The organism is Formosa sp. F44, from assembly GCF_056238645.1.
This window is the reverse complement of sequence record NZ_JBWDLJ010000004.1, coordinates 428,454-454,302: the sequence shown is the minus strand read 5'-3', so window position 1 is coordinate 454,302 and position 25,849 is coordinate 428,454. Positions and strand designations below refer to the sequence as shown.

The window sequence follows — 25,849 nt, the reverse complement described above, 5'->3', positions numbered from 1 at the left end:
TTCTTTTTTGTGTTATATTCTTATTTATTAAAGGTTACTTCTAAAGGTGAATTTACTTTTTCCGAAAATTCTTGTATATGTTGCTCCCACAACGCTTTAGTCGGGTATTGCTTAGACTCTTTCCACGCAAAACCAGCGTAATATACAACTTTATTGTTATTAACTTTTAGTTGACTATATAAATTACTACGATCTTTTTCATCCGTTACATAACGTTCTGAAGCAATCATATCGTCCCTTTTAGCCACTATTGCTGTTCCTAATTCAGAATCGAAATATTCAGATTCCCAATATGCAATCCATCCTTGATCTACGTTTTCGGTTACAGTACCTTTATTGTCATGTAACGTTAAACCTATAGATAATTCGTCTGTTCCCTTTACGTGAATTTCGAATCTTGAGAAGTTGCTACCGTAATCTAAAGAAATGTGTTTTTCTTCAGAAATGGTTTGTCCATTCGCATCCCAATCGGCGTAGTTTAAAACAAAACTTGTTCTAATCGGACCGGTTGTAATGGTTTTATAGTCTGTAAAATTTGTAGAAATGTAATACGATGTATCTACTTTTACAGCCGATCCACCCACTCCACGACTAGATCCTACGTGAAAATTATCTAAACCTTCACCATAATCGATATGATATTCGCCTGCTTTAATAGCATTTCTAGCATACCATTTATTAATAATAGGATATTCTACTTTTTTTAACCATAAATCTATCCCGCTAGATAAAGTACCTCCTGGCACGCCATCTTCCACCATTTTCTGAGCTACAGGACCATAGGTTCTAAATGCAACTTTATTGTTTTCCCACGTATAATCGTCTGTACGTTCTGGAACAAATCTAGAATAACAATATGCCGTTGTATCCTGTTTTACTGAAGAATCTGCAATGACCAATTCATATAGTTTTTCTGAATTTGGGTCGAGTTCCGGCTGAAACAATAATACATCTACGGTTCCATCTAAATCTTCATCTACAAACTGAGAGGTTAATATCGCTTTTGTAGCCGCATCTTGAACACTAAAATCTTCAAAACGTTCGCCTTCATTTAGCGTTACATCCGCTCTAGAAATCTCTACCGTTTCAAAACTACGAGATAATTCTAAGTTGTTTTTTACTGTAATTAACGTACTTTCTTTTTCTTTAGAACCACAACTCACCAATAATGACGCTGCAACTACCCAAGAAAATATTAAACCATTTTTCATATTAATCTTCGTTTGAAGGTTTTCCTATTGTGGCTAAAATACCACCGTCCACATATACTACATGTCCATTTACAAAGTTACTCGCTTTTGAGGCTAAAAACACAGCCGCACCTTGTAAATCTTCTGGGTCTCCCCATCTTGCTGCTGGTGTTCTGCTAATTATAAAGTCGTTAAACGGGTGACCATCTACACGAATTGGAGCTGTTTGTGAGGTAGCAAAATATCCTGGTCCAATACCATTGGTTTGAATATTAAACTTTGCCCATTCGGTAGCCATGTTTCTTGTTAACATTTTTAAACCACCTTTTGCAGCAGCGTAAGCACTTACAGAATCACGTCCTAGCTCACTCATCATCGAGCAGATATTAATAATTTTTCCGCCACCTCTAGCAATCATTCCTTTTGCAACTGCTTTAGATACAATAAATGGAGAAATTAAATCCACATTAATGACAGCCGAAAAATCTTCAACCGACATATCAATCATTGGGATTCTTTTAATAATTCCCGCATTATTGATTAATATATCAATAGGAGCTACTTCGTCTTCTATTTGTTTTATACCGGCAATAACTTGAGCCTCGTCTGTAACATTAAACACATACCCATGAGCATCTATCCCATCGGCCTTATATTCTTTTAAAGCATTATCTATCGCTGCTTGCGATAAATCGTTTACTACAATTGTAGCTCCAGCATTGGCTAAACCTTTAGCCATAGCCATTCCTAATCCGTGAACAGCTCCTGTAATTAGCGCTGTTTTACCTGTTAAATCGAATAAATTTACTGACATTCTAGTATATATATAATTATCTTAATTCAGTTATTTTAGCAACATCCATATCGTTATAATCTAGATTCTCTCCGGCCATGCCCCAAATAAAGGTATAGTTAGAAGTTCCTGAACCTGAATGAATAGACCATGGTGGAGAAATTACAGCTTGATCGTTTTGCATCCAGATGTGACGCGTTTCTGTAGGTTCACCCATAAAATGACACACGGCTTGATCTTGAGGAATATCTAAATAGTAGTATACTTCCATTCTACGATCGTGAACGTGAGCAGGCATAGTATTCCACACACTTCCCGTTTTTAACTCTGTCATTCCCATTTGTAATTGGCATGTTGTTACAATACCTCCAATAATCATTTGGTTTACGGTACGGTGATTTGCCGTTTCTAAAGACCCTAACTCTAATTTATTAGCTTCGGCTTTACTTACTTTTTTTGTTGGAAAGTTAACATGTGCTGGTGCCGAGTTTAAATAGAACTTTGCAGGACTACTAGCATCGTCACTAGCAAATACAACCTCTTTATTTCCCATACCAACATACAAGGCATCCTTTAATCCCATTTCATATTTAGTACCGTCTACTGTTACAGACCCACTTCCGCCAACGTTAATAATTCCTAACTCTCTACGCTCTAAGAAAAATGATGCTTTTAAAGGGTCGATAGTTTCTAAGGTTAAAGCACTAGATGTTGGAACTGCAGATCCTGCGATGTAACGATCGTAGTGTGTATAGGTTAAATTAACCTGTCCTTCTTGCATTAAATTATCTATTAGAAATTCGTTCCTCAATTCTTGGGTATCGTATTTCTTTACAGTTTGCGGACTCGATGCATAACGGGTTTCATAGCTTGTACTCATTCTCTTATGTTTTAAATTAATATAATTTATATAGTTTGTTGTTTAAAGTTGCATGTAAACTAATCCAATTGGTAGACTTTAAAATTATCTACTGTCATATGATTCTTTACAGTTCTCAATCCAAAATATCCACTTGTATAAGGTGCTTTATCTTCAAAATCTACCAATAAAACATCGTTTCTGTAATACTGAATTATACCATTATATGCTACCAACCTGATAGTGTAAGGTGTATTAGGTTCTAGCATAAATTTTTTATCACTTAAATCGTGTTCCGGAAGTAAAGGACGTTCGCCATCTCCCGTATATCGTCTAAAACGTGTTGTTTTATTATCGTTCCCTCCAACTCCCATATAATACAGTTTTAAACTATCGTAGTTTGAAAATTTACCACCTCGAGCTTCAGAATTAGCAAATAAATCTGATGGATGTTCTGAATCGTTCGCCATCCAAAAACAATTTAAATCGGATACACGATCGTTAGGTCCGCCGTCTTGAATAATAAGCACATCGTATTCTATCATTATCGGACCTTTAAACTTCTTATCTAACCAAACCGTACAACCTCCAACATCGTCAATTTCTAGTTTACTAGCCTTGTTTTCTACTGTACCGCCTGCTACTTGTTCTACTTTCCAGTCCTCTAAACCAGAGTCGAAATTATCTTCATAAATTAACGTAGCATTTACCGTTTTGTCATGTATCGTCATGGTCTTATCTGCATTACTACAGGCATTAAAAAATACTAATGCAAGCGCCAAAACTCCTATAGGTTGTATTGATTTATTAGTTTTAAAAATTTTCATAACGAACTTTTTAATTAATTTCTTTTATTAAAACAACACTCCAAGGCGTAAGGTCCTGATTGATTTTTAACACCCCATTTTTATCAGCCTTTACATGATCCATTTTCATAGTGTTGGCATAGGCTTTCATCGTTTTAATTTGCTCGCGAGTTGGTGGTTCCGGTTTCCCCATATCTTCCCAATAATTATGAATATTACCATGATCTTTATCTAAGATTTCAATTTCGAAATGTGCTCCAGCTTTTAAACCGGTTAAACTGAAATCTAGTTTTTTAGATGTTCCTTTTTCTCTTTTATCCGACCCCGCAGGTACAGCATTTTCGTACTCTTTTGGATAATTATAAGCTAGTGCAACAATTTTTCCATCGGTAGATTTTTTACTGACGAATAGGTAATCATCTTTATAAATTTTTTGATCTCCCAATTGGTGAAGCATACGATACGCATGGTACGACGGCTTTACAAGACCTTGATAATTTATCATTCCAAAACCACCATGAAAGATACTTGCCGCACCTCCTTTTTCTTCAAAAATATCTGTAAAAGTCCAAAACGCTAACGAATTAGTTAACCCAATACACTCTAAATTAGACTTCACTATATATGCTGCAGCGGGCAATCTATCATGCATTGCATCACGACTACTCGGACTCGTATTCCATTCGGTTAAATGAATTTCGGCATTAGGATATGCACTTTTAGAAATGGTTTCATTTAACCATTCTAGATCTAATTTTAGAGAATTTACATAACGTGTTAAACCTCTTCCTTTTCCTGTTTCAGGATTAAAAGCATAATCTGTGGGATAAGGATGCGTACTCACAAAATCGACAGGAAGATTTTCTTTCTCACAATAATCAAGAAAATCTTCTATCCACACACCTTTCCAATCTAAAGCATTAATATCGTCTGCAGCAAATACAGCCTCAGACACCTTATCGTTAGTTACTTCTCCTGCGAAACGCTCGTCTGGTACAAAATTACTGGTAGAAGGCCCTCCTACTTTTAAACGTTGATCTACAGATTTTACAGCTATTGCAGATTGCTTATACATTTCGAAATATTGCGATTTTGTACCATCCCAGAACAATGGATATAGATTAGGCTCGTTCCACACCTCGAAATACCATGTTAATACTTCTTCAATTCCATAACGATCTACACAGTGCTGTGTAAAGGCTTCAACTAAATCATGCCATTTTTCAAATGTATCATCTGCAGGTGTAATATTAGCTTTCCACCAAAACACCGTTTTAGAATCTTTAGCCGCCATACTCGAAGGTAAAAATGCAAGTTCTACAAAAGGTTTAACATTCATATCCAAAAGCCTATCAAATACATCATCAATGTATTGCCAGTTATAAACTGGTTTTCCTTTTTCCATAACTATAGGAAACATATCGTCGTGAAATAACCCGTGGAAACGGACATATTCAAAACCACATTGTTCCTGAACTTGTTCCATTTGTTCTAACCATCCCGCTCTTAACGCTTCGTTAGCACGACCAGCACCAACCATCTTACTCCAATAATGATCAAACGTTTCTCCAGACTGCTTAACGTCTACTTTTACATTTTGAGCTTGACAAATCATAGAAATGCTGAATGCCACACCGAAAATTATTTTTTTAAATGAATTCATATATTAATTACGTTAGCTTTTTTAATTCCAAATGAATTTAATTTTACCCGCACTGAAGATTCAGTTCTTTTTTAGGTCTGATTGATTTTAATCGCAATTTCAAAAAAAATATTGTTACAGAATATAAACCATCATTCATAGCTGATAACTTATGGCCCATTTCACTAAAAACAAGGGTTTATAGTCAATGACAAAGAAAAATTTTATAGTCTTCTCACTAAATTTGGAACGTTTTATCGCGAAGAAAATACTAGCATCCATCTCATAAAACAACGCTCTATTATCTCTTAAAAAAATTTATATTTTTAGCGATTCGATTTCACTATTTTAAAACCGTAGGATATTGTATTTTAAGCACAAAAGAGAGCGAAAAGAATATGATTCTTTTCGCTCTCTTTTAAATAACCGATTTAGTTTTAAAACTAAATCGTTGATTTAAAAGAGAGCGAAAAGAATACGATTCTTTTCGCTCTCTTTTAAATAACCGATTTAGTTTTAAAACTAAATCGTTGATTTAAAAGAGAGCGAAAAGAATATGATTCTTTTCGCTCTCTTTTAAATAAACGATTTAGTTTTAAAACTAAATTAGTTGTTGAATATAATTGTATTGATAGATGTTGGTTGTACCTCTACACCTACTATATGGTTTCCTACTTTAAGGTTAATAGTTTTTAAGACGTTTTCTTTATTATTTAACAATACCATGACGCGACCATCTTTTAACTGAAAGGCCAAGTGGTTTTTACCTTTAGAAGATTTTAGTACAAAATCTCCAGGTTGCACAAAATGAGATAAGTGTTTAAACAAGTAGAATTCGTCTGTATAAGTAACCTTTTTTGATGTTTTATCAATGACAACCATCGAGTTTTGAGGCCAGCCCCAAGCACTCGAACCGGTTTCATCCAATATCATATTCCAATACATATACGAACCCGCTCCATTATTAGTATAATGAACCAAATCGTTCCAGGAACGCTCTACAGATGTCCAGTCGTTTTCATGCTCGCCACATTTATTCTCGGTTTGCATCAGTTTTAAATCTGGAAATTCTTTATGAATCGTTGGAATCGCTTTAGCTCCGCCCCATTGAAATCCTACACCATCAATATATTTAGAAGTATCCTTATAATTTAATACCGTTTTTACATAATTGGGATCTCCAGAATTTACAGTTCCTAACCAAATTTTGGTATCTAATTTATCAGCTTGAAATTGCGGTCCTAAGAAATCGTGGATAAAATAAGCCATATCTTCCGGTCTCCACGTACAAGACGGCCAATTGGGCTGAAAAGCAATTTCATTTTGTGGTTGGATGGCTGCGAGCAGAATACCCTCATTTTTATAAGCTTGTACAAATTTTGAAAAATATAAAGCATATGCTTTTAGATAGCGTTCTTGCATTTTAAATCCTGTGGCATTATTTAATATCTCGCCACCCGATACTAATTTATTTCCATCGGTAGCATTTTCAAAATCACCACCTCGCATAGCGTAATGTTCATTTACTTTCATCCATGCTGGAGGAGACCAAGGTGATGCCCAAACCTGCAAATCTGGCCTAATGGCCAACGCCGCCTTAATATAAGGCATTAAGATGTAACGATCGCGATCGATATTAAAATCACGCATTTCAAAATCTTCTGCAACATCGTTATGACTGTAGTAACTTAAAGCATAATCTGATGCACCTATAGGCATACGACACATAGAGAAATTACTACCTTCTTCAGAGAATATAGCATTCATTACGTCTTGTTGTTCTTGAGCTCCTAAACTCTGAAGTGCTTCCCATCCCAACTCGTTAAACGAACCACCAATACCATCAATTTTTTGTAATTTCTGATCGGTGTAAACGGTAATATCTGCAGTCGCCTCACTATTTTTCTTTAAAAATCGTTTTGCTTCTACCCAATGCTCGGATGACGTGGTATAAATTAAATCTACTTTTTGGGCTACAAGCGTATTACAAGCTAAGACCCCAGCGATTAATAGTAGGTATTTTAGGGGTGTTTTATTACAGTTAAATCTTATCATAATAATTCATTAAAATAGGTTAGTTTTCTGATGAAAAGGCCGCTGTTGGCAATCCTTCTTTATTATACAAATTTGCACCTTCCGGATACCCTGTCCACGCATACCGCACATTAACGGGATTATTTACAGTCGTGCTCCATACCTCAACTTTATTTTTTTTAATAATTTTAGCTTCTGCAGTGTGCCAAGTACCATCTTTATCTTGAATTTCGAACCATTTTAGAGGCTCTTTAGTAGGCACCGTATTCTCTAATAAATGCTTCTTCCCTATCATTAAACCCGATCCTATTTCTGTAAATGAAACTATGATTTTGTTATTTTTAACGGTTTTACTTTTATATAATGGTCCGCTTGAAACAGGAACTTTCACCCCATAATCATTTTTTAACGCTAGTAATGCCAATCGTTTTCCTGCATCTATTTTATTATGCGGATGTATGTCTTTAGCCTCACCAATGTCGTGTAAAACAGCCATACCTGTATGAGGTACATTTAGGGATTTTCGCAATTGATCGTTAACCGTTGCCCAGCCTTTATCTGCTGTTTCATTTGCACGCAGGCATCCTGCTAATTGCGCCCAGTAGAACGGAAAATCACCCTGATTCCAATCGGCTCTCCAACCTTTAATCATGGCTGTAAAATACTGTTCATATGCGTTAGGCATATATACCGCATTACTTTCGCCTTGATACCAAATTGCACCTTTTATTGCATATGGAATAACAGCGTTTAACATACCGTTATACAAGGTTGCAGGTAATTGCATATCGTTTCTAGGATTTTTTGTTGGTTTTGGAGCACGCCCCTTTTCTCCGTTTTCTTTCCAAAGTGCCATCTTATTCTGATAAACGGTATCGACATACTCGGGAGCCTCCATAATTTCGATGGTTTTCTTTATTTCTTTTCTATTATTCTTAAAATATGTTTTTAGCTCTTCGTCTGCCATGAAGGTATCTTCAGACATCCAAGGTTGTACACGAGTACCTCCCCAAGAGCATTCTACTAAGCCTACAGGTACATTTAATTCTTTTCGCAATTCTTTAGCAAAGAAATACCCTGTAGCCGTAATTTTTTTCACATCTTCACCTTGAGCACTCACCCACTGCCCTTTAAACGTTGTTTGTTTTTCGTAAAGTGAAGTATTTTGAAGCACTTCTATATGGCGTAATTGATTGTCGTTTGCATGTGCAACCTCATCTCTAATATATTCCACCAAAGGCTGATATTGTGGCTCTCTTGAATCATTTAAAAATTTAGCTAATGCAAAGTCCATATTAGATTGTCCGGTACACAACCACACTTCACCAGATAACACATCGTCTATTACAATTTTATTTTTTCCGGTGATGACGATTTGAAACGGACCACCTGCTTTGGGTGTTTTTAAAGTAGTTCTCCATACGCCATCTGCTCCTGCAGTTACTGAAGCCTTTTCTCCCCAGCTACCTACAATTTCAATATTTTCATTAGCATCTGCCCATCCCCAGATTGGCATTTTGGTTTCTCGTTGCATCACCATATGATCTGTGAACAGAGCATTTAATGTAACATCTGCCAAGACCGATTGTGGCAAGACACCTATTAAAAAAATTAGAAATTTAAAATAAGAAGACATAGGTTTAGATTTTAGTTAGAAGTTCTATATGCAAGTTGATAAAAACTTAAAATATTAACTATAACTAATCGCTCATAAGTTATAAATGATGATTCATTTTTATATCCCCCTGTGTAAAGCGAATGCTCACGCCCCTTTTAAGGCTCTAATCGTATTTATTTTTGAAAATTTTCTTTGACTCAGAAGATAATATTTAAGCATAAAAAAACGGATAAGCATAACACCTGTTACACTTACCCGCTTTATTACTTGAGATGTATTTAAACTACTCTTTTATTATCTTTTTAGTTGAAATATTCCCATTATTATTCACATTAACGAAATAAATCCCGCCATTTAAAGTACTTACATCTATCGATTGGTTTTCGTTTTCAACTTGTTTTTGAAGAACTAACTTACCAACGATATCATAGATTTTTAAATCTGCGCCTACGCTATTTGTAACAACAAATCCATGAGCCACTGGATTTGGAAAAATACCCACTGAAACATTTTTAGTATCAATACTTAAAGACTCATCGTAATATTCTATAACCAATTGAGGCGGTAAATTATCTTCGAATTCTTTACTATACCAATCTATACCAATTCCACTATTTGAAGGATCTTTTACAGCCATAGAAATGATTTTATCGTCGTTATATTCTTGAGCTACATAAGACGATGCATCCCATTCACTCCAAGTTGATGGAATAGTCGTTACGCTAGAGCGTTCGTTAGTGTAATCAGGTTTGTTATTCCAGGTGATTTCAGATTCTACCCAACTGTCATCTTCCACATCATAAATCACACGAATATCCTCGTATCGTGTACGTTGATACATTCTTAATTTTGCAGAAACAATAGGACCAGGCACTGCACTTAAATCAAATTTTAAATACACATAACGCGCATCTACTTTGGTTACCATACTAGTTACCGCTCCAAAATTATCATTTGCTTTTCCTTCGTGTACATAGGCGTCTGCATCTACAATTACATTCATAGTCCCACCAATCTGGCTTACAACGTTTAATTCTTGAGTAACCTCGGGAGCAGGATTAAAGGCATCATTGCCTTCTTGAATTGCCGAGATTGTAGTCGTTCCGACACCTACAAGTTGAACTTTACCATCTACGATTGTTGCTACAGATTCATTAGAACTTGTATAACTTACAGCTAAATTTGAACTAGAAGTTGCCATAGGATCGAAATCTTCGCTTCCTACAACTTTATACGGTAACGTGAAGAATTGAATCTCTTGATCTTCCTTTACCGTACCGGTTTGAGTGATTGTAAAATGATCTAATTTAAAAGCTTCTGAAGTCCCTCCAAATGAAATTTTCAGACTTTGCACGCCTTTTTCTAGTAAGATATCTTCTGCAACTGTAAATGACTTCCAATCTGAATCTCCGGTAGAATTTGGAGCGCCATACGGCATTACAATAGCGTCTGTTTTATCTTCACCTCCAAAAGTTAATTTCATAGTTCCGTCTGCTTGATTCGCAGCGTAATTTACAGCAACACTATACAATCCAGTCTCAGGCACCGAAATGGTATAGGTTAACCATTCTCCCGACTCTATGCTTGTAACACTAAAATTATCGTCTCCCAATTCTTCTACATCTACACCATCAAATGTTCTGTATGCACCTCCAGTATTTGTAGCACTTAGATCGTGATACACTCTACCTTCTCCGTTTTTAATGGGATCGTAATCAAAATTTTCAGCTTCAATCGGATTTGAAATATCATGCATAGCATACATAGGTAAACCTGAAGCATCAAAACCAACTATAGGATCTCCGTAGCATAACATTGGTCGTCTTGCTGTTAAAGCTCCCCAACCTAAAGCATCGTTAGTCCATCCTGCGGCTTCGTAACTCGATAATTCGATGGCTTTATCTCTAGCACGCGTAATCCATTTTACGTCCTCCTCGGTTTTAAATCCGCGTCCGTAATAATGCGCTACAGGCATTTCAAAAACTGGGCGTATCCCTGGAAAATCACCTGCTCCATCCGGACTAATCGCTTTAGAATACCAGCGCCCCGTTCTATCGAATCCTTCTCTAAATTCTCCCGAGCTTACTGTTGGCACCCATGGTGTAGTCTGATCGTCGTACGACTCTATTGCCGATACATTATACTTCATATTATATTCTAATCCAAGTAACAACCTGTCGTTAGTAAAACTATACAGATCGTCGCCTTGATTCCATGCCATTTCTGCCATAGATGTTAACAAGCCCATACCAAACATGGTGTGTTGCTGATCGCGTGAACTTTCTTGACACTGACCATTATCCCATATATAGTTTGTCATGACCTCATTATAGCCATAATCTTCAATATCATAACCCCTTGTTATACTATATGTATCTGCATAATCATTTGATGCCGTTACAGCATTACTAGTATTAGGCCCAGCAGGATAAGGTAAATCGTCTGCACGGTGAGGCAGTCCTTGTACATAGCGTAGCGCACGATCGTACATAATTTCGTTATCTAAAAATATTCCCATAGCTAAGATGGTTCTCCATCCCGATAAACCTTGGTTTCCATGACGCACAGGATCTCCTAAATACGAACTCCAATAAAATGTAGTATTGCTTCTAATATCGTCTGGAACTGTAGTTGTAGAATATCCTGGATACACCAACATGTCTTTAAACGCTTGCACATCGCTTTCGTTCCATCCAGAATAAGTGCTATTAATAATTTCGGCTGCCTCAATCATAATGTAGGCAATACCTCCACTTAATGCTTCTGTTCCTCCACTGGTAACCGAAGTTAGATTAGACCAAGCTTTAAAAATTTCTATGGCTTTATCGGCATGTTTACTATCGCCTTCTATATACCATCTCAAAGCATTATAGTAGGCCGCACGAATATCGCTATTCCATGCGCCGTAATTCACACCTGAATCTCTTCCTAATTCTGTAAATGAAGGATCTCCTTGTACGACATAATCGTAACTCGATTTTGAATCGGTAACCATTTCTTGATAAGACGTATACCAAGGATCTACTTGGGCGTTTACCATGTTTTTCATTCTGTCTAAATCTGATTTCTTATGTGTTATTCCTGGATGCACAAATTGTGCTTGCACAGTAAATACGCCTAAAAACAGTAGAACGATAACACTGAGTTTTTTCTTAAATAAAGATGGATTGGTTAGGTCCAGTCTAGTAAAATTGTTGTTCATAAAATTAAAAGTTAGGTTGTTAAAAAAATAAATAACTTACAACGATTGTAAGTCATTGTACTATTAATAAACGCATCGTAGTATTTACAATTCTGCGATGCGTTTTATAAGTATCTCTATGCGTAAACACGTATGATTTAATTCTTAATAAATTTGAATGTTTTGTTTTGAGAACCTTGTAAATTGATAAGATAAATACCATTTGCAAGATCATTTACACCTAACTCTAATTGTTGCACTCCATTTGGAATAGTCCCCATTCGTGTTACACGTCCACTAATATCTAGTATGGTATATTTATCAAACTGTGAAGCAGACATTTTAATGGTTAATTTATCCGATGCCGGATTTGGATAAAATTTAAAATTATCTGTATTTTCTTTTTCTATAGAAAGTGTTGCACTTGGCAAGGCGTAAATCCCCTCTGTATTAAAATTTGTTCCCGTAACATCTGTGACTTTTAACCAGTACCAATAATCGGTATCATTTTCTACACTATTGTCTGTAAATGTCGTACCTGTTAAACCGTTAGAAATTAGTTTGCGACCACTTGCATTATCGTCTGTATCTCTAAAAACACCCACATTCTGAATGTTAATATCTTGAATATCCCAATTCAAAGTTACCGATCCATCACCTGGCGTTGTTGTTAAAATAATTTGTGGATTTAATGCTTTTGCCGTAGCATTTACAGCTTCAGAATTAGTACTCACTCCAGAAACATCTGTAGCTTTTACCCAATACCAGTACTCTACTCCAATTTCAGCAGTGGTATCTACATATGAGTTTCCTTCAATATTATTTGCTACAGAAACCCGTCCGCTTGGGTCTGAATCTGTATCTCTAAAAATATCCTGATCGCCTAAAGTAATATCTTTTAATTCCCATTGCAGTAGCACTGAGTTATCTCCAGAATATGCTTGCAACGTTACACTCGGTTCAGGAACAGCTGGCGTCGCACTAGCTACATTAGAATCTGTACTTTCACCTGAAACATCTGTGGCTTTTATCCAGTAAAAATACTCCGTACCATTTTCTACAGTTGTATCTGTATATGTATTACCTTCAACATTATAAGCAATTGAGACGCGTCCTTCTGGGTCTGAATCCGTGTCTCTAAAGACATCCTGATCTCCCAAAGTTATCCCTGTCATTTCCCAATTTAAAACAACTTCACTGTTCCCTTTCGTTGCAGAAAGTGTAATAACCGGATCTATATTAACAGCTGTTGTAGTTGCTCCATTAGAATTATAAGTTTTTGAATCCTCTCCCGTTACTTTTATCCAATACCAATAAGTAACACCATTTTCGGCAGTAGTATCGGTATAATCTACCCCAGTAACTTTACTTTTAATTAGAGTACGACCACTAGGATCCGAATCTGTATCTCTAAACACATCCTGTCTCGTTGCCGTAATATTTTTTAATCCCCAGTTTAAATAAATCATATCATCTCCTGGTACCACAGACAAACTTACACTTGGTGTATCGTTATAAGCGCAGTTCATTGTAGCATCTGAAGTATTACCAGATTGATTCACAGAATTTGGCAAATTATAATCTGTTTCATTACCATAAGAATTATTATCCTGAACAATTCCTGTAACACCATTTACTCCAGAGATTCCTGCTTTAGAATTATTAGAGACACAGTTTCTTTTAATATCAATATTGGTTGTTGGCACACCTTCAGAATTTGCTAAAATCCCAACATCTCCATTATCGTTAACAATACAATCGTATACTAAATACCCGTCTGTGTTTGCTGCACGAACACCTCTAAAGTAATTACCAGACATTTCGCAATTGTAAACTTTAATATCTTCACTATATGAAATATTAATTCCGTTAGCAGAGGTTGAATTTAGAAACTGGCTATCTCTAACTTCTGCACCATATACTCGACGTAAATACATATTGTGGGCATATCCCTCTTTTCCTGCTGTTCCATTTCTTTCAAAAAGGCAATCTTGAACCAATAAATTTTTAGTCCCTTTTATATGTACTCCCCAACCCGTTTCAAAACAATGCACATTAATAATTTTAATGTTTTCGTGATCTACACCTTGAGAAGTAATTTGAATTCCTCCTCCATTAATTGCATTAGTACCTTGAATCGCTAAGTTTTGAATGGTTAAGTTTTGTAAACCCTCAGCATCTGCTATAATCATATTCATGTTTACCGTGGTTTGCAGTAAACTTTCCCAATTACCTTCTCCCTGAAGCGTTACATTACTTTTCATTCTAACTGGAACGGTAATAACATGAGTTCCTTTTGCGAGCGTTACAATTCCGCCACCACTAGTTGAAACATTGTCTATAGCTGTCTGAATACTTTCTCCGGGAAGAACCGTTTGGTCTGTTGCCCATAATGTGGTTGATAAAAAAGTGAAGCAGACTAAGAATAATACCTGCTTAAATGCGTAATAATTTCTCATAAATAATAGTTTAATATTGGTTAAATATTCGTCTTAAAACAATTCAAACTTTAAGACTAAAATGTCAACTAAAACAAGTAACCTGTTGAAAACAGGAGACTTATAGCAATGTAATATTATTATATTATGAGTAGAAAGAATATAAATTATAGTTCTTTAGATATAACTTATAAGTCATTTATTTCTAATTTTCACTATTTCCTAATTTATTTGCTTATTCGTTTTATTATTAAGATTTTATACTGCATTTAAATTTGTAACTCACAAAAAAAGCAGTAAATCGCATGTCTATACAATTTACTGCTTTTTTATACTATGTAAATTTAATTTGTTTTTAAAAAAACCTATTGCTTTATGATACGTTTCGTAAATTCACTTGTTTCACTTTTAACTTTAATTAAATACAGTCCGGCAGCTAGGTTTGAAACATCTATACTAGACTCTGTATTATTTATGTTTTTATGTAATAAAGCTCTACCATTTAAGTCGTAAACCGTAATCACTACATCCCTTACTTGGCTATTTTTAATGTACATATTACTTTTAACGGGGTTAGGGTAAATACTAAATCCCAACTCTTTCTCTACATTATCTGTACTTAGAATTCCTACAGCTATGTTAAAATCTGTCCAAATAGGTGCTACTTCGTAGAACGTTTCTGTGCCGCTCGGCACTAGTAAACTAATATCACTTAAAGTTAAACCATTAAACAAATTATTCACTTTAGCATTTGCAATTTCATCAGGTGTTGTCCAATTTACTTGCATTTGTGTTATTCCAGTACATCCTCTGAAAGCAGCTACCCCCATAGTTGTTATTGTACTAGGAATATTAATAGAAGTCACCGATTTGCAATCTCTTATCATTTGGTCCGGCATAACCGTCCATTCATTAGGTATCACAAAAGATGTAATACCAGTACCCCTAAGAGCTCCTATACCTAAAGTTAAAGTTCCCGGAACAACTACTGAAGTAATTGAAGCACAATTGATAAAGGTATAATTTCCTGTACTTACGGCTTTAGTTAAATCCAAAGGTGCTAACGCTAACGACGTACAATTACTAAAACTATTGTCTCCAAACGTTATTATATTTTCTAGGTTAATAGTTGTTAGGTTAGTACAGCTACTAAATGCGGTGGATTCTATTGATATAACCGTACTAGGCAGAGTTACATCTGTAATGGTTGTATTATTTAAAAATGCATTTTCACCAACGGCGACAACACTATAAGTCACAGAATTATTTTCAGCAGTCTCTGGTATCTCTGCATTTGTTACTTCTTGCCCGGATACAAACCCTGTAACCTGACATTCATTAGGATTTGTTCCTAATATATTATATGTATACACTCCATCATCAAAATTTTGATCTTCTATACCTCTATCCGCATTAATTACATTTCCTGTACTATTATTAATTACTATACCTGTAGTGTTGATAGTGCTCCCAGTTGTTGTTGGAAGTATTTCTACTGGCATATCTGTAGAATTATCTAAAGTAATTCCTAAAGTTGTATCAGTCCCAAGTGGCGAATATGGATTAGCTCCAGATGGTCTTTTAGCTCCTATTATAATTTTATGTTCCTCTGTTCTTGTATTATCCCCCCATTTAGTAAATGATACTTTATTATTAGAGCCTGAGATAGTTGCAATAGCATGTAACGTAGTTTTAGGTAATGTTGGCATTAATTCTAATTCGACTTCAGAATCATCTCCACTTAAATACAATAAGGGTCCATTAACAGCATCGCCTCGGCTATTTTTAATAGTTACATTCTGAACATTATAACCCGCTTCACACCCTGTAGCTTCACAATTTTCAATTAAAATTTTTCCACCAACCTCTGTAGCAAAACCAATCCGTGTATTTTTAGCTATACAATTAGTAAAAGTAATATCTCCTGTAATATTGCCATCGACGCCACCGCTACCATACGTACGAAAACCTCCTTCACTTAAAGATTTTGTATATCCTGGAGTTATAATATTTTCTCCATTATAATTACCATAAACAGATGCAAAACCTTTATCGAAAGCTGGCCCAGAAGTTTCTGCTAACATATCGTCTGTAGTTCTAGTAACTGCTTCTGCATGACAATCTTGAAACAGCACATTTCGACCACCTTGAATAAAAAATAAGTGCCCGAAAGCTTCTGAATAAATAGAACAACGAATAATATTAATATTTAAACCTTCAACAAGTAGACCACTATGTTTTCTTAAAGTCACCAAATTATTGTCTCCTTTCCCCAGCAAATCGCCATAACCATAAGGATAAGAACCTTTAATATTTAATGTAACATCCTCGACTGTTACATTTTCACCTGCAACTGTAAACGATTGCATTCCTGGACTTGATGGTGCCGACTCTCCTATATCTTTAACCGTTAATCCTTTAATAGTGATATTACTTCCTGTTACATAAAATTCTATACAACGAGAGCCAAAATCATTTAGAAGCTCAGTATTTACCTCAATGGTAACACCTGTAAAATCGAATGTATTGTTATTTCCGCTAAATAGTATCATACTATGCCTACCATTGGCGTCAGGAATAGAATTACTAATAACTGTAGGAGTTAGGTAGTCTTCCATTTTATAAACTCCTTCTTCCATCGTAACAGTTTGATCAGAATTAGCTGCTACCACAGCAAGATCGGCAACGCTAGAAACAGTTACTGCTGTTTGTGCTGAAATATTAGCCGAAGCCCATATGAACGATAAAGCAAAAAAAATGTTTCTAAACGAAGACATCGCTCTATTTAATTGATTCTGGGGTAATGATTTTTTCATAATTAATTTGGTTTTAGTTAGAATACTAAAGAGACAAAAAAACATATTGATTATTTATAATTTATAATCCATATCCTATAAAAAAACACCCATTTTAGAAAAAAAACACCATCATTATTAAGTATATCATTTTTTAAAAGCCTTAAATCTGTTTTTCTTTAAAAAATCAAAAAAGCCCGTTAAATAAAACGGGCTCTTAAATCTTTATTTCAAAATAGTCACAAAGGTTCAAAACTCCTAAAGATGTAGTTCTTTTAAAAGACTTCTGTGACTCATTAAATTATTTCTACTTTTGATCCCACAATCTATACGGATCGTTATTTGCAATCATTTCCTCTAAGAGTAAAGCTTCCATTTCTGCTAACTTATCTGCATATTCCGGATTTGTGGCTAAATTAGTTTCCATCGCTCCCGTTTTGTGGTGTTCTGGTAAATATTCATGTGGATTTTCGGCAAGGTTAAACAACTGAGTTTCTCTAACAGTTCCATCCATGACATCGTATTTTATTAATTTCCAATCGCCTTTTTTCACGGTTCTCATCCCTGGTTTAGTTCCTCCGGCATACACACCATACATAACATCTCTTACCTCTTCTTTCTCACCTTTTAACACGGGTACAAAACTTTTACCTTGCACCGTTTCTGGAATTTCAATACCAGCTAAATCCAACACCGATGGCAACACATCTAATAGATAAATATTTCCATTTTTAGTTTTATGACCATCTATACCAGGGCCTTTAATAATAAACGGTACACGCCATGTATGCTCGTATAAATTTTGTTTCCCCATTAAACCATGACGCCCTATAGCGATACCATGATCGGAGGTATAAATAATATATGTATTTTCTAATTCTCCCGTTTCTTCTAACTTTTTAAGAACTTTACCTAATTGTATATCTATATTTTCTGAACATGCAAACTCACGTCCTACTTCATTTCTAATGGTATTTACATCTCTGTTTTTCCACACACCACTTACACGTTCTTCATCTCTTAACTCTGGATGACCGTGAAAAAACGGATGTGCTTCTAAATAATTTTCTGGAAGTTGTGGTTGTTTCTCATTCAATTCTGGTAAGCTATTTTCATCTTTATGATTCACAGCTCCATATTTTTCGAGTAATTCTGGAGTTCCGTTACGCGTGTCGTGTGGATGAGAGAATCCAAGGTAAATAAAGAACGGATCTTCTTCTTTGGCCGTCTCTCTATCTCCTAAATAATTAAGTACTTGCTCGGCATGCCATGCACTACCACTTTCTTCTGTTCCTCCACGTTTCGTAGCGTCATGCACCACAGTGAATTGCTTGTTCGCACCCGGATAAGAATTTCCTTTTTTACAGGTTCTCATGGTTTTATATCCTGCTTTATTAAATAGGGCCCCTATAGTTTGTTCGTCTAAAGGATGCGGACCAATTTGTGTTTGAAACTCTGCACTTGGAGGCAAGTTCCATACCGTTCTTCCTGTCATAATCATATGTCTAGAAGGTGTGCACACGGCACCATTCATAGATCCCATATGTCGAGCACTTTCAAATACGACACCTTCGTTTGCTAGTTTATCGATATTAGGAGTATCTAATATTGAATTCGGATTATAAACTTTCAGGTCGAATGGCGATTGATCATCTGCCAGAACGAATAAAAAATTAGGACGCTTTTTCTCTTCTTGCTTTTTCTCGGCTTCTTTGCAACTCATAAAAAGTGAGAGGCATACTAAGGCTGCTATTTTTAATACTTTCATATTGGTAATCTGTTTTAATTTTTAATTTATATTATAATTCCGTTTCTATAATTTTAGCGACTTCTTTACCTTGAGCAAGAAAACCTAATTCTTTATAATGTACATTTCCAGGTTCTTGTGCCCAAGTCTCTAAATGAGGTTTAGTAAACCTGTATAAATCGTTGATTTTTATATCTGGATATTTTTCTAATACTTCCAAAGCCGCCTTATTATAAATAACACTATCACCTTCAAACCTACCTTTTGCATGCGCTGGCACAGGGGTTGTTGTAGCGAAGATTAATTTAGCCTTCGGAAAATTCGATTTTAAATACTCACAAATAGCTTGTAAGTTAATTTTATATTCTGAAATGGAAGAAACTTGTTTTCCTTCTTTATTTAGATTTTTACCTTTAAGATATTTTAAATCATGTAACCCGACATTAAAATGAATAATATCCCATTTAAAATCCCATCCTTCCTTTAAATTTGGCTGAAACATAGTCTCTTGAAGTGTATTCATATTCGGAATAAAATTCTGACTTGAACCACCATTTTTAAATAATCTAAATACCGTAGCTTTATCATCTAATTGCGCGCGCGCTTCCGATGTATATAAAATTGAAATAGAATCGCCATAAATTAAAACATTTGGTTTGCCCTTTTTAGGATGCACATACTTAAAGGCGTCTGTTTTATAGACTTCTCCAATATTTCCGTATAAGATGTTCCATTGCGAACGACAAATTTCTTCGTTAGTCTTGGTGCCCAAAGTGGCCGAAAAACCATTTGGAACTGCAGAAATTGCTAATCCTCCTAATCCAATTATTTTTATAAACTCTTTCCGTTTCATGATTCTGACTGTATAAAACAATACACGTTATTCCGCTTTATTTATATTTAAAAGTTTAATTATGTTGAATAACTTTGGTGTTTTCTCCTTTATCTTCTATCAGCTTTCCATTAGTTACAATCTCACTGTTACGTGTTAGCTTACCAATTTTTATAGGCATTCCTGTTTCGTTTACAAACTGCAGATCACTAGTTTCTCCCTCTCCATAAGGCGACATAGATTCGCCATGCTCTGGATGTGTATATCCGATTAATATTAGAAGATCTTGCGTTCTATTTTTTCCATTAGCCGATTTTAATACTACTTTATTATTGCGACCTTGTACCGTTGCCAAAGCATGTACAATTCTATCCGATTCTGCAGGATCTAGAATTAATTCCACATTTACATTACTACCTTCTACAAATAGTAATGGCCCATAATTAGCATCGCCTTTACAGTTTTTAACAATCGCATTATCTCCTACCCAATACGCGCGTTCTGTCCCAATGGTCGTACAGTTTTCAAGCCGAACGCCTTCTGCACGTAATTCGAAGCCTGCACGTGTATTTTTGGCTGTACAATTTTTAAAGTGAATATTTTTAGAATATCCATACGTTCGAAAACCATCTTCGCTTAAAGATTTCATATAACCAGGAGTTACAACATACTCGCCTTCACGATTCTGAGTCCAAGTGCGGAAATTTACATCGAAAGCTGGGCCCGAAGTTTCTGCCAAAATATCGTCTGTTGTGCGTATTGCGCCTTCTGCATAACAATCTTCGAAATACACATTTTCTGGATTTTTCTGAATAAAAAAACAGTGACCAAAAGAGCGATTGTACAATTTACAACGGTATAATTTTGTGTCGCTTCCTGTCACTAATAAACCACTATGTTTCTTGTGTTTAATTACCGTCTCTTTAGCCTTACCTTTTCCAAACAAATCTCCGTAGCCATATGGCGAAGACCCTGCAACGTAAAGTGTTATATCTTTAAGAACATTGCCTTGGCCAGCCACTTGAAGCACCGTACCTCCTGGCGACGTCCCTTCTCCAATACATCTAATGGTTAATCCATGAACTGTATTATTATTTCCTTTTATTATAAATTCGTCGCTATGAATTGGCGGATTTAATGCTGTGCGTAATTCTGTATCAACCTCAATTTCTACACCTTCAAGTTTAAATATATTATTACTACCGTTAAACACGATATATGAAAATTTCTTTTGATCGTGACGAACACGCATCGAATCTACTGTTAAATAATTAGCGAGTTTATATACACCTGGCTTCATGGTTATCACATTTCCACTCTGCGATGCATAAGTCGCTAATTCTTCCAGACTCGAAATCTGAATTTCTTTAGCATTTGAAAACTGACTAAAAAATAAGAATCCGAAGACATAAAGCAATGTTTTAAAATGTAAAGTTACATTTTGACGAAGGTTTGTTTTTATCATTTTACGGCCTAATTTTTATCCACTACCAAGATCACAAATTTGAAAACAAACGAATATAAACTATGATTCTTTTCGTATAAATTAAGTGTCAATTTACCATAAACACACGCTTTTAAACACAAAAAAGCCTTTTCAATGTTTTAATTTTGAAAAGGCTTATAACGAGTATTTGGATTGGTTACTCTAGTGTTATTTTAAAAATGTTTCTACAGGAACGACCTCATCAAACTCTTTTATTTTAATATTTCTATAATAAATCTCTGCAGTTTCAGATTGAAATCCGATAATTCCCGAACTTGGATTTAAATTAAAGGCCATATTTACAATGTCGCCATTTAATTTATGAATCGTATACTTATCGCCCATGACTATAATTTCGCATTGATTCCATTGATCGTCCAACGCTTTAAAATTACGTGTTGGTGTTGCATGATGAAGCCAACTCTTTGAAGTATCTAAAACACCGCCTTGTTTGGGATGCAAATATGTCTCACTATCTTTAGCCCTATACCAGTCGTATGTCACATCTTTTGGACGAATTAAATCACCAGTATGATTTCGTTTTGTAGTCTGGTCGTAACGCACCTGATATTCTATTCCTGTAGGCCAAACGGCATCATTTGTTACATGATAATACACACCGGCATCATATTGCCAACGCTCAAAATTGTTTGCAACACGACTTCCCCATTTGTATTCAAATTTCAAGATATATTTACTATATGTTTTCTTGGTGTAAAACAGACCATGTGTATTATTTTCACCCGTATTTAATTCATATTCCTTAGGAAAGGCATCGTTAAACACATGAACCATATCGTTTTCAATAGCAAACACTTTTTTCGCCAATACATCGTCTCCATTGCGAAGTTTTAAATACCAGCCATCAAAGTTTTTTCCGTTGAAAAGTGTTTCGAATCCATCTTTATCTAGAACTTTTGAGTTGGATTGATCTTGTGCTAATAATGGAACTCCCATACAGAACAGTAAACTTGCTGAAAGAAACATGGTTTTAATGGTCATATTAAAAAGGTTTAGGTTAGTAAATCGGATTAGTTTAAATTCATCCACGTTACTTGCGACCAATCTTCCTTAATAAAGGGTTGAGCAGGACCTGCAGTAGATCTTCCGTTTTTTATAATATCTGTGATTTTAGTTTTTAACTGATTTACGATTTCTGGATGCTCGAAATACAAATTTTTAGTTTCACCTGGATCATTTTCTAAATCGTATAACTCGTAAATAGCTTCGCCTGCTTTAGGTTCAATGATAACTGGTTTTAACGAACCTCCAGAACCTCTAAGCATATTTAATTTCCATTTCCCTTCACGAATTGCAAAATGCCCAGTAAACGAATGATGAATCACAGCTCTATTTTGAACCTCTGTATTCCCCTTCATTAAATGGTATAAACTGTAACTGTCTTCGGCAGCGTTTACCGGAAGTTGTGCACCTACAATATCTGCAATAGTCGCTAAATAATCGGTTTGACAAACAGGTGTAACTACTACGCTCCCTGCTTTAATCTGATCTGGCCAGCGCATTAAAAAAGGAACGCGATGTCCGCCTTCATAAATATCACGCTTACCGCCTTTAAAATTCATACAGCTATAATGCTGATAGGTATCTCTTTGATACTCGTAATTACTTTCTGCACCATTATCCGATGAAAAAATCACCAAAGTATTATCTTCTAAACCATTTGCTTTTAGTGCATCTAACACTTGACCTACACGGTAATCGGTTTCTTGCATAAAATCTCCGTAATTACCACAATTACTTTTCCCTTGAAAATCAGGATGCGTGCTATGTGGCAAGTGCGGACTTGTTAAAGGAAAATACAAGAAAAATGGCTTTCCTTTTTTAGCTTCAGCGGCTGTCTCGTCTATATACTTTACCGCTCTGTTAGTTAACGTTTCCAACACATATTCGTCGTTAAAAGATGGAGCGACTTCCACATAACCTTTACTTTGCTCGGCTTGATAAGGTGGTGTCATTCTATAAGTACGAGGCGTGACATCCATTTTCTTTTTGGTGAACATATTTGGCGGATCCAACACACGATCATTCTCTAAATACGTTAATATTCCATAATTCATGGATGCGGGAATCCCGAAAAAATAATCGAATCCTTTTTCTATAGGTCCGTCGGTAAATGGTTGTGACCAATCGCGTCCGCCTTCTTTTACATCTCCTACAAATTCCATTTGTAAATGCCATTTACCAATCATTGCCGTATTATACCCTTGCTTTTGAAGTAACGAACCAATGGTCATGCGTTGGTCTTCAATTAAACATGGTCCATCGGCTCTTAACACGCCTTTTTTTAACGATGTTCTCCAGCTATAACGGCCCGTTAACAACGAATATCGCGATGGTGTACACACGGCATCACTACTATGCCCGTCTGTAAACACAATACCCTCATTAGCTATACGATCCATATTTGGCGTTTTAAATTTGGCCTCCGGATTTAATGCACTCACATCTCCATACCCTTGATCGTCGGTGTAAATAATTACAATATTTGGTTTGTTTTGAGCTGTACTTAAATAACCGCATAAAACAAAAAGACAAACACATAATGTCCGTAATTTGATTTTAAAATTATTATTCATTTTATTTTATAATTTATAAATTTTAATTTTTTCTATAACTTTTCAATGTACACGTAATATGAAGGATATACTTTTCCTGACTCATCAATTAATTGAGCTTCCATATCGTATTTACCAGCGGGAATTTTTCCTCTAAAAGTAACCTCCTCTTGTCCCGGTTTTATGTCTAATTGTTTTGAAATATTAGCCACGTACAGAAAAGCCTTTTTAAAATCTGTTTTTACTCCGGCCGGCGATGTCTTATCAAATTCTATCGCTTTTTCTTGAGCTGGAAAAGTTTCATTAATGCCTAATCCACTTTCACGCGGAAATCTGCGTAAACTAATGCTATATTCTCCGTCTTTAACAAATTCTATTTTCCACCGACCAGAAGACCATTCGGGTACTCTAGCGCCATCTTGATGCCAAGACGGTGCGTACCTTCCAACAATCATATCGTGAGCAGAAATACGTGAAGGATTTTCGAAAGCTGTCCCTACTTTTATATAGGCATATTTTTCGTTTACGCCTTCATCTACAAAAGTATTCCACCAAGTTTCATATCCTACAGACAAACGGTCTGCAACCTCTGGATGCGCCGAAATTACATTATGATCTTGACCCAAATCGGTACGCATATTATATAATTCTTTACCATCTACCAGACGCCAGTTATCGTCCATTACTGTATATTTCTTATACTTAATTAGGTTTTGCTCTCTTTGGGTATCCATATACAATATTCGGTTGTCCCAAGGTGCATTCTTATTTTGTAATAACGGATTTAAACTTTTACCATCAAGCTTCTTTACGGGATTAAAATCGAGTCCTAATAAATCCACAAAAGTCGGAAGCAAGTCGTAATGCGCAACCAAATTATCAATATCTTTTCCTCCTGTAAGGTTACCATCTGGCCAACGTATATATAAAGGCACACGATGTCCGCCATCATACTGACTCCCTTTTCCGCCTTTTAATCCAGCATTGAAAGTGCTACGTCCTGCCGATGTTCCATTATCTGTGGTAAAAATAACGATGGTATTATCTAAAATTCCCAACTCAGAAAGTTTATCTTCTAAACGTTTAAAGTTATCGTCTATATTGGTAATCATACCGTAAAACCTACGTAAACGCGGATCCAAAGATTTGTAAGCTTTTCCTTGATACATATCGTAATATGATTTTGGAAGATTATATGGTGAATGTGGCGCATTTGTAGAAATGTAACAGAAAAAAGGAGTGTCTTTATTTGTTTCAATAAAACTAAGAGCGCCATCGAAAAACACATCTGTACAGTACCCATCGTACTTTTCCAATTTACCATTATGCCAATACGTATCGTCGAAATAATCGTTGCCCCAATAATCCGGACCTTGACCAATACCTCCTCCACCATGACGAATGACTTCATGAAAGCCACGATCTTCTGGACGATATGGATAATTATCTCCTAAGTGCCATTTTCCGAACATAGCATTTGTGTAACCATTTTGGGCAAAAATTTGAGGTAAAATAACCTCATCTTCAAAAAGGATAGACCGACCGTTAATTGTATGAAATACGTTAACGCGATTACTATGTCGGCCCGACATAAAAGCCCCTCTAGTAGGTGCACAAGTCGTAGACACATGGTAGTTTGTAAAACGAACAGCTTCATTATAAAGGTTATCTATATTTGGTGTTTTTACATAGGGATTTCCCTCGCAAGCCAAATCGCCTTTACCTTGATCGTCTGTAATAACGATAATAACATTCGGTTTCTTTTTAACCTTTTGCTGTGTCTGTGCTAGTACAAGATGAACTGGTAATAGCATGACAGCTAAAACAAATATTAAAATTCTATTATTCAAAT

At 35.6% G+C, this 25,849-nt stretch carries 16 protein-coding genes; all 16 read right to left on the bottom strand.

What is annotated here, in order from left to right:
- Positions 1-20 precede the first annotated feature (20 nt).
- Positions 21-1,211: a DUF4861 family protein gene (locus AC0UBM_RS14555; RefSeq protein WP_475689105.1), complete on the bottom strand. Its 1,191-nt coding sequence runs from the start codon at positions 1,209-1,211 to the stop codon at positions 21-23.
- Between the two features lies 1 nt (position 1,212).
- Positions 1,213-2,004, bottom strand: coding sequence for a gluconate 5-dehydrogenase (locus AC0UBM_RS14550; protein ID WP_414036955.1), 792 nt, complete (start codon positions 2,002-2,004; stop codon positions 1,213-1,215).
- A gap of 16 nt (positions 2,005-2,020) precedes the next feature.
- Positions 2,021-2,863 carry a 5-dehydro-4-deoxy-D-glucuronate isomerase gene (gene kduI / locus AC0UBM_RS14545; RefSeq protein ID WP_414036956.1) on the bottom strand — a complete coding sequence of 281 codons (843 nt, stop codon included), beginning with the start codon at positions 2,861-2,863 and terminating at the stop codon, positions 2,021-2,023.
- A 59-nt stretch (positions 2,864-2,922) separates the two neighbouring features.
- Positions 2,923-3,669, bottom strand: a complete 747-nt coding sequence (locus tag AC0UBM_RS14540) for a DUF6250 domain-containing protein (RefSeq protein ID WP_475689104.1) — start codon at positions 3,667-3,669, stop codon at positions 2,923-2,925.
- A 10-nt stretch (positions 3,670-3,679) separates the two neighbouring features.
- Complete coding sequence (locus AC0UBM_RS14535) at positions 3,680-5,311, bottom strand: GH39 family glycosyl hydrolase (RefSeq protein ID WP_475689103.1); 1,632 nt, start codon at positions 5,309-5,311, stop codon at positions 3,680-3,682.
- Between the two features lie 585 nt (positions 5,312-5,896).
- Complete coding sequence (locus AC0UBM_RS14530) at positions 5,897-7,345, bottom strand: glycoside hydrolase family 30 protein (protein ID WP_475689102.1); 1,449 nt, start codon at positions 7,343-7,345, stop codon at positions 5,897-5,899.
- Positions 7,346-7,364: 19 nt separating this feature from the next.
- On the bottom strand, positions 7,365-8,960 hold the full coding sequence (locus AC0UBM_RS14525) for a sialate O-acetylesterase (protein ID WP_475689101.1): 1,596 nt from the start codon (positions 8,958-8,960) through the stop codon (positions 7,365-7,367).
- Between the two features lie 265 nt (positions 8,961-9,225).
- Positions 9,226-12,144 carry a CBM96 family carbohydrate-binding protein gene (locus tag AC0UBM_RS14520; RefSeq protein WP_475689100.1) on the bottom strand — a complete coding sequence of 973 codons (2,919 nt, stop codon included), beginning with the start codon at positions 12,142-12,144 and terminating at the stop codon, positions 9,226-9,228.
- A gap of 137 nt (positions 12,145-12,281) precedes the next feature.
- On the bottom strand, positions 12,282-14,582 hold the full coding sequence (locus AC0UBM_RS14515) for a T9SS type A sorting domain-containing protein (protein ID WP_475689099.1): 2,301 nt from the start codon (positions 14,580-14,582) through the stop codon (positions 12,282-12,284).
- Positions 14,583-14,926: 344 nt separating this feature from the next.
- Positions 14,927-17,377 (bottom strand): leucine-rich repeat domain-containing protein, encoded by a 2,451-nt coding sequence (locus AC0UBM_RS14510; protein WP_475689098.1) that lies wholly within the window; start codon positions 17,375-17,377, stop codon positions 14,927-14,929.
- Between the two features lie 286 nt (positions 17,378-17,663).
- The gene (locus AC0UBM_RS14505; protein ID WP_475689097.1) at positions 17,664-19,124 is read right to left on the bottom strand and encodes a sulfatase family protein; all 1,461 of its coding nucleotides are present in this window, start codon (positions 19,122-19,124) and stop codon (positions 17,664-17,666) included.
- Positions 19,125-19,155: 31 nt separating this feature from the next.
- Complete coding sequence (locus AC0UBM_RS14500) at positions 19,156-19,956, bottom strand: SGNH/GDSL hydrolase family protein (RefSeq protein WP_475689096.1); 801 nt, start codon at positions 19,954-19,956, stop codon at positions 19,156-19,158.
- Positions 19,957-20,011: 55 nt separating this feature from the next.
- The gene (locus AC0UBM_RS14495) at positions 20,012-21,400 is read right to left on the bottom strand and encodes a hypothetical protein (RefSeq protein WP_475689095.1); all 1,389 of its coding nucleotides are present in this window, start codon (positions 21,398-21,400) and stop codon (positions 20,012-20,014) included.
- A 189-nt stretch (positions 21,401-21,589) separates the two neighbouring features.
- Positions 21,590-22,423 (bottom strand): 3-keto-disaccharide hydrolase, encoded by an 834-nt coding sequence (locus AC0UBM_RS14490; protein ID WP_475689094.1) that lies wholly within the window; start codon positions 22,421-22,423, stop codon positions 21,590-21,592.
- A 29-nt stretch (positions 22,424-22,452) separates the two neighbouring features.
- A complete protein-coding gene (locus AC0UBM_RS14485; protein ID WP_475689093.1) occupies positions 22,453-24,018 on the bottom strand; it encodes a sulfatase family protein in 1,566 nt (521 codons plus the stop codon).
- Positions 24,019-24,050: 32 nt separating this feature from the next.
- Positions 24,051-25,847 (bottom strand): arylsulfatase, encoded by a 1,797-nt coding sequence (locus tag AC0UBM_RS14480; RefSeq protein WP_475689092.1) that lies wholly within the window; start codon positions 25,845-25,847, stop codon positions 24,051-24,053.
- Positions 25,848-25,849 lie beyond the last annotated feature (2 nt).

Excerpts from the sequence above, each read along its gene's own strand:
- AC0UBM_RS14555 (WP_475689105.1), bottom strand. The coding sequence starts at position 1,211 with ATGAAAAATGGTTTAATATTTTCTTGGGTAGTTGCAGCGTCATTATTG.
- AC0UBM_RS14550 (WP_414036955.1), bottom strand. The coding sequence starts at position 2,004 with ATGTCAGTAAATTTATTCGATTTAACAGGTAAAACAGCGCTAATTACA.
- kduI (WP_414036956.1), bottom strand. The coding sequence starts at position 2,863 with ATGAGTACAAGCTATGAAACCCGTTATGCATCGAGTCCGCAAACTGTA.
- AC0UBM_RS14540 (WP_475689104.1), bottom strand. The coding sequence starts at position 3,669 with ATGAAAATTTTTAAAACTAATAAATCAATACAACCTATAGGAGTTTTG.
- AC0UBM_RS14535 (WP_475689103.1), bottom strand. The coding sequence starts at position 5,311 with ATGAATTCATTTAAAAAAATAATTTTCGGTGTGGCATTCAGCATTTCT.
- AC0UBM_RS14530 (WP_475689102.1), bottom strand. The coding sequence starts at position 7,345 with ATGATAAGATTTAACTGTAATAAAACACCCCTAAAATACCTACTATTA.
- AC0UBM_RS14525 (WP_475689101.1), bottom strand. The coding sequence starts at position 8,960 with ATGTCTTCTTATTTTAAATTTCTAATTTTTTTAATAGGTGTCTTGCCA.
- AC0UBM_RS14520 (WP_475689100.1), bottom strand. The coding sequence starts at position 12,144 with ATGAACAACAATTTTACTAGACTGGACCTAACCAATCCATCTTTATTT.
- AC0UBM_RS14515 (WP_475689099.1), bottom strand. The coding sequence starts at position 14,582 with ATGAGAAATTATTACGCATTTAAGCAGGTATTATTCTTAGTCTGCTTC.
- AC0UBM_RS14510 (WP_475689098.1), bottom strand. The coding sequence starts at position 17,377 with ATGAAAAAATCATTACCCCAGAATCAATTAAATAGAGCGATGTCTTCG.
- AC0UBM_RS14505 (WP_475689097.1), bottom strand. The coding sequence starts at position 19,124 with ATGAAAGTATTAAAAATAGCAGCCTTAGTATGCCTCTCACTTTTTATG.
- AC0UBM_RS14500 (WP_475689096.1), bottom strand. The coding sequence starts at position 19,956 with ATGAAACGGAAAGAGTTTATAAAAATAATTGGATTAGGAGGATTAGCA.
- AC0UBM_RS14495 (WP_475689095.1), bottom strand. The coding sequence starts at position 21,400 with ATGATAAAAACAAACCTTCGTCAAAATGTAACTTTACATTTTAAAACA.
- AC0UBM_RS14490 (WP_475689094.1), bottom strand. The coding sequence starts at position 22,423 with ATGACCATTAAAACCATGTTTCTTTCAGCAAGTTTACTGTTCTGTATG.
- AC0UBM_RS14485 (WP_475689093.1), bottom strand. The coding sequence starts at position 24,018 with ATGAATAATAATTTTAAAATCAAATTACGGACATTATGTGTTTGTCTT.